Origin of the sequence: Clostridium sp. AM54-37XD, assembly GCF_003478225.1 — a bacterium.
Classification (GTDB): Bacteria; Bacillota; Clostridia; order Lachnospirales; family Lachnospiraceae; genus Coprococcus; species Coprococcus ammoniilyticus.
The window spans coordinates 254,920-267,871 of the sequence record NZ_QUEV01000004.1 but is presented as its reverse complement, the minus strand read 5'-3'; the positions used below and the strand labels follow the sequence as shown (position 1 = coordinate 267,871).

9 protein-coding genes, 1 rRNA gene and 3 pseudogenes are annotated in these 12,952 nt (G+C 40.7%); 10 read left to right on the top strand and 3 right to left on the bottom strand.

Annotated features, from left to right (window positions below):
* The 5 genes from DXA07_RS05785 to DXA07_RS05765 all read left to right on the top strand — a co-directional run.
* Positions 1-88 (top strand): 23S ribosomal RNA (locus DXA07_RS05785); the annotation flags it as partial.
* Positions 89-546: 458 nt separating this feature from the next.
* On the top strand, positions 547-1,821 hold the full coding sequence (locus DXA07_RS05780) for a glutamate-5-semialdehyde dehydrogenase (protein WP_118483815.1): 1,275 nt from the start codon (positions 547-549) through the stop codon (positions 1,819-1,821).
* Positions 1,822-1,859: 38 nt separating this feature from the next.
* Positions 1,860-3,728, top strand: a complete 1,869-nt coding sequence (gene iorA / locus DXA07_RS05775; protein ID WP_118483813.1) for an indolepyruvate ferredoxin oxidoreductase subunit alpha — start codon at positions 1,860-1,862, stop codon at positions 3,726-3,728.
* The gene (locus tag DXA07_RS05770) at positions 3,728-4,300 is read left to right on the top strand and encodes an indolepyruvate oxidoreductase subunit beta (protein ID WP_117807742.1); all 573 of its coding nucleotides are present in this window, start codon (positions 3,728-3,730) and stop codon (positions 4,298-4,300) included. Before iorA ends, DXA07_RS05770 begins: the two co-directional genes overlap by 1 nt.
* A gap of 37 nt (positions 4,301-4,337) precedes the next feature.
* Positions 4,338-5,573: a phenylacetate--CoA ligase gene (locus DXA07_RS05765; RefSeq protein WP_118483811.1), complete on the top strand. Its 1,236-nt coding sequence runs from the start codon at positions 4,338-4,340 to the stop codon at positions 5,571-5,573.
* Positions 5,574-5,632: 59 nt separating this feature from the next.
* Here DXA07_RS05765 and DXA07_RS05760 read toward each other — a convergent pair whose 3' ends face one another.
* Complete coding sequence (locus DXA07_RS05760) at positions 5,633-6,229, bottom strand: cytidylate kinase-like family protein (RefSeq protein ID WP_117807739.1); 597 nt, start codon at positions 6,227-6,229, stop codon at positions 5,633-5,635.
* 33 nt (positions 6,230-6,262) lie between these two features.
* Positions 6,263-7,624 carry an SLC13 family permease gene (locus tag DXA07_RS05755; RefSeq protein WP_117807737.1) on the bottom strand — a complete coding sequence of 454 codons (1,362 nt, stop codon included), beginning with the start codon at positions 7,622-7,624 and terminating at the stop codon, positions 6,263-6,265.
* Between the two features lie 334 nt (positions 7,625-7,958).
* Between DXA07_RS05755 and tgt the strand changes: the two are divergent.
* Both tgt and yajC read left to right on the top strand, forming a co-directional pair.
* Positions 7,959-9,091 (top strand): annotated as a pseudogene (gene tgt / locus DXA07_RS05750) (tRNA guanosine(34) transglycosylase Tgt).
* 27 nt (positions 9,092-9,118) lie between these two features.
* Positions 9,119-9,463 (top strand): preprotein translocase subunit YajC, encoded by a 345-nt coding sequence (gene yajC, locus DXA07_RS05745; RefSeq protein ID WP_348980758.1) that lies wholly within the window; start codon positions 9,119-9,121, stop codon positions 9,461-9,463.
* Positions 9,464-9,551: 88 nt separating this feature from the next.
* Here the strand turns inward: yajC and DXA07_RS05740 are convergent, their stop codons facing one another.
* On the bottom strand, positions 9,552-10,424 hold the full coding sequence (locus DXA07_RS05740; protein WP_118483807.1) for a PHP domain-containing protein: 873 nt from the start codon (positions 10,422-10,424) through the stop codon (positions 9,552-9,554).
* 251 nt (positions 10,425-10,675) lie between these two features.
* Between DXA07_RS05740 and DXA07_RS05735 the strand changes: the two genes are divergently transcribed.
* From DXA07_RS05735 to DXA07_RS05725, 3 genes and pseudogenes are all read left to right on the top strand, one after another.
* Positions 10,676-11,383, top strand: coding sequence for a nitrogen-fixing protein NifU (locus tag DXA07_RS05735; RefSeq protein ID WP_008401546.1), 708 nt, complete (start codon positions 10,676-10,678; stop codon positions 11,381-11,383).
* A gap of 20 nt (positions 11,384-11,403) precedes the next feature.
* Positions 11,404-12,413, top strand: a pseudogene (locus DXA07_RS05730) (GGGtGRT protein).
* 272 nt (positions 12,414-12,685) lie between these two features.
* Positions 12,686-12,820, top strand: a pseudogene (locus DXA07_RS05725) (transposase); the annotation flags it as partial.
* Positions 12,821-12,952: the final 132 nt, after the last annotated feature.

Here is a 12,952-nt window from a genome sequence, read left to right as displayed (position 1 = left end):
CTTGAAGACTACGAGGTTGATAGGTCTGAGGTGTAAGTGCGGTAACGCATTCAGCTGACAGATACTAATAGGTCGAAGACTTATCCTGAGAGGTTCGAAAGATAAGCGGGAAAGAGATTGGAGAGAATGAAGTCGCAAGACTTTCTGTATGAAATTCTGAAGGTACATGAAATAGTTTAAAAAAAGAAAGCGTCAAAAAACGCTTTCTTTTTTTGTGTATAAATATTAATTTAAAATATGAAATAATCATTCTGTACCTCATAAAAGATTGTAAAATATAAAAATTAAAAAGCAACGGCATGTTATTCTTAGATAGCCGGATATTGAAGGCTGTTATGGTATTTAAAAACTAATATAATGGTAAAAGATTATGTATTTTTATTGCAATTACATACATAAATCTATAAAATAGATATGGTGAATCATACATAAACAGTGCGAAAAAGGGTATATATCTGATATATTATATCAGATAAACAAGAACAATAATTACAGATGTATTGTAATAGAAAGGAAATATAATAGCAGGCAGCTATTGAAAAAGGTATGGGAATAAAAGAAGAAACAATAAAAATGAAAGCGGCAGCACCTTATCTGGCAGCTTCTTCGGTAGAACAGAGAAATAAAGCACTTCTACTGGTTGCAGAGAATTTAAGGGCAAATGCGGCAAAGATTTTTGAAGAGAATAAACGAGATCTGGCAGCGGCAGAAGAAGATCATATTGCACAGGCAGTAATGAAACGCTTGAAGTTTGATGAGGGAAAACTAAGAGATGTTATAAAAGGAATTGAGCAGTTAGTTGCTCTGCCTGATCCATTAGGAAAGGTGACATTAAAACGCCAGTTGGATGAGGGATTAGTTCTGAATCGTGTCACCTGTCCGATTGGTGTTATCGGAGTTATTTTTGAAGCAAGACCGGATGCACTTGTTCAGATATCATCTCTTTGTATTAAGAGTGGAAATTGTGCGATACTAAAGGGTGGTAGGGAGACAACATATACCAATCGTATCCTGTTTCAGATTATACATAACAGTATAATAGATGCAGGATTGCCGGCAGATTGTATGCTTCAGGCAGAGCAGCACAGTGAGATTGATGAACTTCTGTCGTGCCATGAGACGGTTGACCTTCTGATACCGAGAGGATCGAACAGTTTTGTTCAGTATATTATGAATCATACAAAGATTCCTGTTATGGGACATGCAGATGGAATCTGTCATATTTATGTAGATAGAGATTATGATCCAAATAAAGCGATTCCGATTATTATCGATGCAAAGACCCAGTATACAGCAGCATGTAATGCGGTGGAAACTTTGTTGATCCATAGAGATATAGCAGAAAAATTTCTTCCGGTTCTTGCAAAAGCATTAAAGAAAAATGGAATTACGCTTCGTGGAACAAAGGAAGTAACAGATCTGATTGGCGGAGAGACAATCGGTGAACAGGAGTTCAAAGAATATCTGGATCTGATCGTTTCTGTTAAGATTGTAGATACGGTAAATGATGCGATCGCACATATCAATAAATATGGTTCCCATCATACAGACAGTATCATTACCGAAAATGCGGAAACTGCAGAATTATTTATGCAGATGGTTGATTCTGCCGGAGTTTATCAGAATTGTTCAACTAGGTTTGCGGATGGTTTCCGTTATGGTTTTGGTGCAGAGGTTGGAATCAGTACAGGAAAGATCCACGCAAGAGGTCCGGTTGGTCTGGAAGGGCTTGTTACTTATAAATACAAGCTGTTTGGATGTGGACAGATTGTAGATGATTATGCAACAGGAAAGAAAGAATTTCATTTTAAAGATTTATAATAAAAATCATTCACAAGATTATTACAGGAGTTAGAAAGATGCATAAGGAATTTCGAATGGGAAATGAAGCAATTGCGCTTGGGGCAATTGCTGCCGGGGTAAATTTGATTTCCGGATATCCGGGAACGCCATCGACAGAGGTACTTGAGACGGTTGCAAAGAACAGAACAAATGACTGTTATGTAGAATGGTCGATTAACGAGAAGGTTGCCATGGAGGTAGCAGCCGGTGCTGCTTATTCAGGCGCGAGAGTTATGGTAACAATGAAGCAGGTCGGATTAAATGTGGCATCTGATCCGTTGATGAGTCTGGAGTATGTGGGAGTAAAAGGCGGTATGGTGATTCTGGTTGCCGACGATCCGGGGCCGATCTCATCACAGACAGAACAGGATACGCGGACATTTGCAGCATTTTCAAAGGTTCCATGCTTTGATCCTACATCGGCACAGGAAGCTTATGAAATGGTACAGGAGGCCTTTGAGTACTCGGAAAAATATAAAACACCTGTATTCTTAAGACCGACAACAAGAGTGTGTCATGGATATGCAACGATTGAAGTAAAGGATGCGGCAGAATACAAAAAGAATGAATCGGAAGGATTTGTGAAAGATTCCAAACGGTGGGTTATTTTCCCGAAGCTGTCCTTTCAGGCACATCGAAATATTGAAAAGCGAAATGTCGAGCTGGGGGATGTCTTTTCTGAATATGACAGAAATGTTGTGAGCAGGAAGACAGAGACAAGATTTGGTATTGCAACCGGTGGAATCAATTATACATATACAATGGAAGCCCTGGGAACCGATGCAGAAAAAATAGCGATATTTAAAGTAGCGACCCCATTTCCGTTCCCGGAACGAAAAGCAGTTGAATATCTGGAACAGTTAGATGCGGTTTTATGTGTGGAAGAATTAGATCCGGTGATTGAACGTGCGCTTACCTATATAGCGGGCAAATATCACCTTCCGGTAAAGATATATGGTAAACTGACCGGTCATGTAGCTGCCTCAGGTGAGAACACGATCGACAGTGTAAAGGACAGTATCACACAGTTCTTATTGGATCAGGGTATTGCAGCAGACCGGTACAAGGCGCTTACCGCAGGTGAAAAGAACAATCAGTCGGAAGAGTTGGCAGAGATGCCGGAGCTTCCGGTACGTCCACCTGTATTATGTGCAGGTTGTCCTCATCGTGCTTCCTTTTATGATGTAAAATGCGCTATGAAGGGAAAGAAGACAATCTTTTGTGGAGATATCGGATGTTATACACTTGGAAATGCCATGCCGCTTGATATGGTTGACACTTGTCTGTGTATGGGCGCAGGGCTTGGAATTGCGCAGGGTGTTTATCATATAGAACCGGATACGACGTGTTTTGCATTTGTTGGAGATTCTACATTCTTCGCATCAGCAATTCCTGGTGTCGTAAATGCGGTTTATAATCAGGCAGATATGACATTGATCGTTCTTGATAATTCCACGACGGCTATGACAGGACACCAGCCACATCCTGGAACCGGACATACGATGATGGGAGATATTGTAAATAAGATTGATATTGTTGGTATCTTAAAGGGAATTGGTCTTAAGACAGTAGAGACGATCAATCCATTTGAGCATGAAGCAGCGGTACAGACAGTTGCACGTGTTGCAGCAGAACCGGGTGTGAAGGCAATTATTTTCAAATCTCCATGTATAGCCATTACGAAGTCGTCCAGATGTATGCATATAGATACAGATGCATGTATAGGTTGCCAGAAATGTATCAGAGAGATCGGTTGTCCGGCACTTTACACATTTGAAGGCAAGGTTTGTATCGATGAAAGTCTCTGTACAGGATGTACTTTGTGCAGCCAACTCTGCCCGGTACATGCAATCGGGGACGGACAAGAAGAAAGGGGGCAGGCATAATGAATAAGAATATTATTCTGTGTGGTGTCGGTGGACAGGGAACAGTGCTTGCATCCAAGCTGATCGCAGCCGCAGCTATGGAGAAAGGAATCCCGGTTATGAGTGCGGAAACGATCGGTATGGCACAGCGCGGAGGAAGCGTATTCAGCCATGTAAGAATGGGTGAAAATCTGTATTCACCAATGATAGCAAAAGGAACAGCAGATATGATCCTGGGATTTGAACCGGGAGAAACGGTGCGGATGCTTCCTTATCTGAAAAAAAACGGAGCAGTAGTCGTCAGCAATCGTGCGGTTATGCCGGTTACAGCATCGCTGGCGAAGACCGGTTATAACGGAGCATCTATGATTGATTATTTGAAGACACAGGTAGATCAGGTTCTGGTGATCGATACAGATCAGGCATGTGAAACTCTTGGGTCTGCAAAGGTGTTAAATGTCCTGATGCTTGGAGCCGCAATCTCGACCGGTATGCTTGGACTTGAAAAAGAAGATATCAAACAGGCTTTGATAAAAAGATTGCCGGAAAAATTACATGAGCTGAATTTCAGAGCACTTGATTATATACAATAAAAATATTTTATAAAATAGAAAGTTTGGAGGATAAATAATGGAGATTTCAGAGTTACAGATCAGTCAGGTCAATAAACAGATCGAAGCATTGATTAAGGCTGAAAGTTTTTATGGAAAGAAGCTGGAGGAAGCAGGAATTACAAGAATTTCGACACCGGAGGATTTTAAGAAGCTTCCATTTTCAGAAAAAAAAGACCTGAGAGATGCATATCCACTTGGTTTAATGACAGCGCCGGAAAGTGAGATCGTTCGTATCCATTCATCATCAGGAACAACAGGACTTCCGGTTATTATTCCATACACAGCAAAGGATGTAGATGACTGGGCGATTATGTTCAAGCGTTGTTATGAGCTTGCAGGTATCACGAATATGGATCGTATTCAGATCACACCGGGATATGGACTCTGGACGGCAGGAATCGGCTTCCAGAACGGAGCAGAGAAGTTAGGTGCTATGGTCATACCTATGGGACCAGGAAATACGGATAAACAGCTTCAGATGATGCAGGACATGAAATCTACTGTCCTTTGTTCGACGTCTTCCTATGCACTTCTTCTTGCAGAGGAGATCGAGAAACGTGGTATCAAAGATAAGATTTGCCTGAAGAAGGGTGTGATCGGTTCTGAACGCTGGGGCGAAAAGATGAGAAAACGTATCTCAGAGGAACTGGGAATTGAATTATATGACATCTATGGTTTGACAGAGATTTATGGACCGGGTATCGGAATCAGCTGTAAATATGACAACGGTATGCATTACTGGGATGATTATGTCTATATCGAGATTCTTGATCCTGTAACCTTAGAGCCGGTTTCGGATGGCGAAATGGGTGAGATTGTTATAACAACGCTTGTAAAAGAGGGTGCACCTCTGATTCGTTATCGTACACATGATCTTTCAAGAATTATTCCGGGAGATTGCCCATGTGGATGCAAGCATCCAAGGTTAGGTGTGATTATGGGAAGAACGGATGATATGATGAAAATTAAGGGTGTAAATGTATTTCCAAGCCAGATTGAAGAAGTATTGAAGGAATTCCCTGAATTATCAAGTGAATATCAGATTCGTATTTCCCATCTGGATGGAAAAGACACAATGAGAATCTATGTAGAGACGGATGGAAGCGTAGATTTCGTAGAGTTATCTAAGCGTATTGCAGAGAGAGTAAAGAGTCGGATCGGATTTACCCCACTTGTTAAGGTTGTAGAGATTGGGGTGCTTCCAAGAAGTGAGAAGAAGACAAAACGTGTAATTGACGAGAGATATGAATAAAGTAGAAAGCCGGATATGACATTTCATACCCGGCTTTGTTTCTGTCAGTAAATTAGGAATTACAGATCAAATTTTGTTTTTACAAAATCTTCAATGATATCGGCGGTCTTTTTGAAGCCCAGGACGGTTGAATTGATCGTCATATCATAGTTCTTACTGTTGCCCCATTCCATATCAGTGTGATCCTTGTAATATGTTTTTCTGTTACGGTCATGACGTTTGATCGTAGCTTCAGCATCACGTTGGGATAACTGCTTGGTTTCCATAGTACGCTGTAACTTCGCTTCGGCATCAGCGACAATAAAGAATGAAGCTACACAATCCATATCCTTTAATACATAGTCGGCACATCTGCCAACAATTACAAAGGATTCTCCGGATGCTGCCTTTTCTTTTATAAAATCGAACTGAAGACCGGCAAGAATCTCTTCCGGAGAATTGCTGTATCCCTGAACGGTACGAGAGAACAGATATTTTCTAGGTGACTCATCATAGTCTTTAATATTATCTGTATCAAAATTATTCTGTTTTGCAACTTCTTCAATTAGATTACGATTGTAATATGGGACATTAAAACGTTTTGCAATGTCCTGTGCAATTACATGTCCGCCACTTCCATATTCACGACCGATCGTGATAATAACCTGTTTGTCCATATTTTATAACCTCCCTAAAAATATGTAAGTTTCTTAGAAGACGCTGTTATATCGAATAAATACACCGAGTGTACAAATGATCATAACAAGAATAGTAGCAGGAGCCATCTTCTTACAATATTCGCCCCATCCGACCGGATGACCTGCTTTAGCAGCTACTGAAGTACCAACAACATTTGCGGAAGCACCGATAGGTGTTGCATTTCCACCAATATCTGTACCAATGGCTAATGAATAGGCAAGGACGGCAAGAACCCCACCATTACCTGCTGCAAGTTCTTTGATAACAGGAACCATAGTAGCAGCAAATGGAACATTATCGATAAAGGCACTGCAGATAGCTGAGAGCCAGATGATAATAGCAACCATGATATACATATTTCCACCGCTGACGTTTTTGATGAATTTTGCAATGACTTCCAGAATACCGGTCTGCTCCAAACCACCAACGACAACAAATAAACCAATAAAGAATAAGAGTGTCTTGTAATCAATCTTCTTTAAAAGTTCCAGTACATGTCTGCCGGAACAGATCAGTGTGATTATAGCTATTATAACACCGATCGCAGCAACTGTCAGCCCTGTCTGTGTCTGTGTAAGAAGCAGAACAACAGAAAGCAGGAAAATAACACAGCTGAAGATAAATCCGGATTTGTCTGTAATTGCTTCTGAAGGACTTGGTATTGTTGAGGTATCAACCCCACCTTCATTTTGCTTTAATTCCTTACGAAAAGCAAGATAAAAATAGACAATCATAATAACCAGTGAAATAAGAACAAACACACCGGTATTTGTCAGGAAATCAAAGAATGAAAATCCCAGTGAGGTACCGATGATGATGTTTGGTGGATCACCACAGACGGTAGCAGTTCCACCGAGGTTGGAGCAGAAGACTTCTGCCAAGATCATTGGAACCGGATTGAATTTTAATAATTGTGAGAGCTCTACTGTTACAGCTGCAAGGAACAGAATAACCGTGATACTTGCAATGAACATAGAAAGAAATGCTGACAGGATCATAAAGGTGATCAGAATTGGAACAATTCTGTATCGTACAAGCTTTGCAATCAGCATGCAGAGCCATGTAAAGAAACCTGCACGTTTCATACCTTCAACCATGACCATCATACCGGCAATAAAAATAATGGTCGCCCAGCTGATACCGCTGGAATCTTCAGATGCTTGTCCAACTGTATGCCAGAAGCTGGTTGTAAAAATGCTTTTAACGTTTAACACTTCCATGATAGCCTGTCCACTGTGCAGACAGATACCAAGGACAAAGATGATGGTGAGTAATCCACAGCCCAGCGTTATAAGATAATGTTCGATCTTATCAAGAACGATCAGCACAAACATAGCCAGGAAGATGGTTACTGCTAAGATGGATGCTAACATGTTTCCTCCTTCTTGAGAGATACCTGAAAATCATAATGGTAGTATCTCTTCTTATTTATAATATTTTTTTTCCGTTTATCATTATAGGAAGATTGCACAAAAAGTCAATATTTTTCGGTAAAGGTTCGGTAAAGGACGATGAAAATTGATAAAAAACAAGTAAATATGACTAAAAATAGAGTGAGTAAATAAAAAATAGTCATTATATTTGGTACAAATGTTACAATTTTCAACCGTATTGTGGATAGGAACAAAATTAATAAGAAGAAACTGTTGCATTTCCGTTCAGACTGGGGCATTATAGAGAAAGAATATTAAAGGAGAATGAGTAATTATGTATAAAATTATTTGTAAAGATGGCAGAGCAAAAAGAGCTACCTTTACGACTGTTCATGGTACAGTGGAAACTCCTGTATTCATGAATGTGGGAACTGCTGCTGCAATCAAAGGCGCAGTTGCTACGACAGATCTGAAAGAAATCGGCTGTCAGATTGAATTATCAAACACCTATCATTTACATGTAAGACCGGGTGATGAGGTTGTGAAGAAAATGGGCGGTTTACATAAGTTTATGTATTGGGATCGTCCAATTCTTACGGATTCTGGCGGATTTCAGGTGTTCTCGCTTGCAGGACTTCGAAAGATTAAAGAAGAAGGCGTTACATTTAACTCGCATGTAGATGGACGCAAGATATTCATGGGACCGGAGGAAAGTATGCAGATCCAGTCTAATCTTGCATCTACGATCGCAATGGCGTTTGACGAGTGTGCACCGGCAAAGGCGGAACGTTCTTATGTGGAGAATTCGGTTGCCAGAACCTATCGTTGGCTGGAGCGCTGTAAGGCAGAGATGACACGTTTAAACAGCCTGCCGGATACGATCAATAAGGAACAGATGCTATTCGGAATCAATCAGGGCGCAGTATATGAGGATATTCGTATTGACCATGCAAAAAGAATTGCGGAGCTGGATCTGCGGGGTATGCTATTGGTGGATTGGCTGTTGGAGAGACAGCGGAGGAAATGTATCATATTCTGGATGTAACCGTGCCATATCTTCCTGAGAATAAGCCGGTTTATCTGATGGGTGTCGGAACGCCGATCAATATACTCGAAGCAGTTGACCGTGGTGTGGATTTCTTTGACTGTGTATATCCATCCAGAAACGGACGACATGCACATGTATACACAAAACATGGAAAACTGAATCTGAAGAATGCCAAATATGAGACAGATGACAGACCGATTGAAGAAGGCTGCGGATGTCCGGCATGTCAGCATTACAGCAGAGGTTATATCAGACATCTGTTAAAGGCAAATGAAATGCTTGGTATGAGATTTTGCGTCTTGCATAATTTGTATTTTTATAATAATATGATGAAAGAGATTAGACAGGCTATCGAAGAAGGCTCATATGCATCGTATAAAAAGTCTATGATAGAGAGTTTAACATCAAATGAAGTTTAGAAGGAGAATATTATGAACACATTAGGAATGGTTTTAAGCAGTAGTACAGCATCGGGTTCAGGTTCAGGCAGCACAATGTTTATCGTTGTATATATCCTGATCTTTGCTGCAATTATCTACTTCATGATGATCCGTCCACAGAAGAAGCAGAAGGCTAAGACAGAGGAAATGCATAACCAGATGGAACCGGGTGACAATATTATGACAACTAGTGGTTTCTATGGCACAATCCTTGATATTGTAGATGACACAACTATCATTGTTGAGTTTGGTAATAACAAGAACTGTCGTATTCCAATGCATAAGAATGCAGTTGCTGAGCTTGAAAAGAAGAATGCAGCAGTAGTGGAAGAAGATAAGGAAAAGAAATAAAGAATATCTTTTTAAATAAGAAGATGTCAGAACAGAAAAATCTCCATGTTCAGTAGAAAATCTGAATATGGAGATTTTTTTCTGTTCTTCAAAAAAGATGCGCTTTTATATTGTCCAGAATTCCTGTGGTGATCCGCATACCGCCGCGACCGGTTCCGAGAGAGATGTCCGGTTTGATCACACCGTGGAAATCCGTACCGCCGGAGACAAACAAGTCATGTCTGTCTGCGATCGCCCGGAGCTTTCCACTCTCATAGGAATTATTAGAAGAATGATAGGCTTCTAAGCCCTTTAATCCAAGTGGTTTCAGATAGTCCAGTAATTCCTCAATCTGGTTATAACCAAGCTTATAGAGTAATGGATGTGCGAGAACTGCACATTTGCCATATTGGTTGATAATCGAGAGAGCACGTTCACATGTGACCTCCGGTTTCGGAAGATAGTATCTGCATTTTTCGCCAAGGTATTTTTTAAATGCCTGATCCTTGTTCTTGACAATGCCGTCCTCAATCAGAACTCTTGCAAAATGCGCACGGGTAATGACTGTATCCGGATTTCCCTCTTGAAGTTTTTCGATGGTCATATCGATGCCGTCACGTTGAAACAGCTTGCACATTTCCACATTTCGGTTAAAACGTGCATCTTTTAAAGCGTTCAATTCAGCAAGAAGTCCGGGATTGGTATAGTCCATATAGAAGCCCAGAATATGGATCTCGCGTGAACCATAGTTGCATGAAAGTTCGATACTGGGAATCAATTCCATAGGAAGAGGATCCTGTGTATCCGGGGCCGGCTGATGATTTTTCATGAACCGGATTGCTTCCGGGACTCCATCAACCGTATCGTGGTCGGTGATCGCCAGAGCGGCAAGTCCCTTATCAAGAGCCATCTGGCACACTTCAGATGGAGTAAAAGAACCATCCGAAGCAGTTGTATGGACATGTAGATCTATAAAACGCATATGTATTCCTCTTTTCTTTATACAATGTAGGATTGGTTTACCGAAATCTAAAAAGATAAAAGCAAACCAAAATAATTATAATATGAATCTAAAAACATGGCAAATTTTTAGACAAACTTATTGATATTTTTTATTAATTGGTATAGACTTAATTGACGGTTTATGAGAAAATATGTCTGATGGTTACGAAAAAAGAATAGATATTCATAACCGCTTTAAGCAGATTTTCATATTTCGAAAGGAGATTCACAATGATTTATTCACAGGAAGTTGAAAACATGTGCCCAGTTGGACAGGGCGTACATCATGGATGTGCTCCAATTCCAGAAGAAGCAAAATGGGTACAGGCAAAAGAAGTAAAGGATATTTCAGGCTTTACACATGGTATTGGCTGGTGTGCACCACAGCAGGGTGCCTGCAAGCTGACATTAAATGTTAAGGAAGGAATTATTCAGGAAGCATTAGTTGAGACAGTTGGATGTTCAGGTATGACTCATTCAGCAGCTATGGCAGCAGAGATCCTTCCGGGACTTACAGTTATGGAAGCTCTTAACACAGACCTTGTTTGTGATGCTATCAACACAGCTATGAGAGAGTTATTCTTACAGATCGTATATGGTCGTTCACAGAGTGCATTCTCAGAGGATGGACTTGCTATCGGTGCTGGTCTTGAAGATCTTGGTAAGGGACTTCGTTCACAGGTTGGTACTATGTACGGTACATTAAAGAAGGGTCCTAGATATCTTGAGATGGCTGAAGGATATGTAAATGCTATCGCTCTTGATGAAGAGGGTATGATCATTGGATATAAATTCGTTAACCTTGGTAAGATGACTGATTTCATTAAGAAGGGTGATGACCCTAACACAGCTTATGAGAAGTCATGTGGACAGTATGGACGTGTTGCAGATGCAGTTAAACTCATCGACCCACGTACAGACAAAGAGATTGAGAAATAATAGAAGGAGGTAACGATATAATGGCATTATTTGAATCATATGAAAGAAGAATCAAACAGATCAATGAAGTATTAAACAGCTACGGTATCTCCTCAATCGAAGAGGCAGAGAAGATCACAAAGGATGCTGGTTTAGACGTATACAATCAGGTAAAGAGCATTCAGCCTATTTGTTTTGAGAATGCATGCTGGGCATACACAGTAGGTGCAGCAATCGCAATCAAGAAGAACTGCAGAAAGGCTTCAGAAGCTGCAGCAGCAATCGGTGAAGGCCTCAGTCATTCTGTATCCCAGGTTCAGTTGCTGATACACGTAAGGTTGGTCTTGGACATGGTAACCTTGGTAAGATGTTACTGGAAGAAGAGACAAAGTGCTTCTGTTTCTTAGCAGGACATGAGTCATTCGCAGCAGCAGAAGGTGCGATCGGTATCGCAGAGAAAGCTAACAAAGTTCGTAAAGAGCCACTTCGTGTTATCTTAAACGGTCTTGGTAAGGACGCTGCTCAGATTATTTCAAGAATTAACGGTTTCACATTTGTTGAGACTGAGTATGATCCATATACAAACACAGTTAAAGAAGTATTCAGAAAGTCTTACTCAGAAGGACTTCGTGCAAAGGTTAACTGCTATGGTGCGAACTCTGTACCAGAAGGTGTTGCTATCATGCACAAAGAGGGTGTTGATGTATCTATCACCGGTAACTCAACAAACCCAACTCGTTTCCAGCATCCGGTAGCTGGTACTTACAAGAAGGAATGTAACGAGTTAGGAAAGAAGTACTTCTCAGTTGCTTCAGGTGGTGGTACAGGTCGTACACTTCACCCAGATAACATGGCAGCAGGTCCTGCTTCCTACGGTATGACAGATACACTTGGACGTATGCACAGTGACGCTCAGTTCGCTGGTTCATCATCCGTACCTGCTCATGTAGAAATGATGGGTCTGATCGGTGCTGGTAACAACCCTATGGTTGGTATGACAGTTGCTGTAGCCGTTTCTGTAGAGGAAGCAGCAAAGGCTGGTAAGTTCTAAAAAAACTAGGAAATAAGCCGAATAAAGAAACGTGAAAATACCTGAAAAAGTGAGTGTAACTAACAAACAACTAACAGGTAACTAACACTCGTAACTAACAAAAAACGGGGCAGCAATTATAATGATTGTTGCCCCATATTTTTGTGTAACAGTCTTTAATACCCCCCCTGCTATGCAGGAGGACAACAGTTGCTTTAGCTTACAGTAAAAAACCTCCAATGCTATAATTACTTAGGTTCGCCAACCAAGTAAAGCAAAGGAGGTAGTCCACAATGGACATGAATAGTTTATCACATACGAGGTTGGAATGTAAGTATCATATAGTGTTCGCACCAAAATTTAGAAGGAAAGTAGCATATGGGCAGTTGAAGCAGGATATTGTAAATATTCTTAGCACATTGTGCAAGTGAAATGATGTTGCGGCTGGCGAACCATTCGAAGGGTCTTTAGACCTAGTGCCGGTAACAAGCCCTTATAGGGCTAGAACAAACCACCGGCTAAGCCGGTGGTTATGATTTTCTTTTATAAGAGAAAAATTT

Excerpts from the sequence above, each read along its gene's own strand:
- DXA07_RS05755 (WP_117807737.1), bottom strand. The coding sequence starts at position 7,624 with ATGTTAGCATCCATCTTAGCAGTAACCATCTTCCTGGCTATGTTTGTG.
- iorA (WP_118483813.1), top strand. The coding sequence starts at position 1,860 with ATGCATAAGGAATTTCGAATGGGAAATGAAGCAATTGCGCTTGGGGCA.
- DXA07_RS05765 (WP_118483811.1), top strand. The coding sequence starts at position 4,338 with ATGGAGATTTCAGAGTTACAGATCAGTCAGGTCAATAAACAGATCGAA.
- DXA07_RS05780 (WP_118483815.1), top strand. The coding sequence starts at position 547 with ATGGGAATAAAAGAAGAAACAATAAAAATGAAAGCGGCAGCACCTTAT.
- DXA07_RS05735 (WP_008401546.1), top strand. The coding sequence starts at position 10,676 with ATGATTTATTCACAGGAAGTTGAAAACATGTGCCCAGTTGGACAGGGC.
- yajC (WP_348980758.1), top strand. The coding sequence starts at position 9,119 with ATGGTTTTAAGCAGTAGTACAGCATCGGGTTCAGGTTCAGGCAGCACA.
- DXA07_RS05740 (WP_118483807.1), bottom strand. The coding sequence starts at position 10,424 with ATGCGTTTTATAGATCTACATGTCCATACAACTGCTTCGGATGGTTCT.
- DXA07_RS05760 (WP_117807739.1), bottom strand. The coding sequence starts at position 6,229 with ATGGACAAACAGGTTATTATCACGATCGGTCGTGAATATGGAAGTGGC.
- DXA07_RS05770 (WP_117807742.1), top strand. The coding sequence starts at position 3,728 with ATGAATAAGAATATTATTCTGTGTGGTGTCGGTGGACAGGGAACAGTG.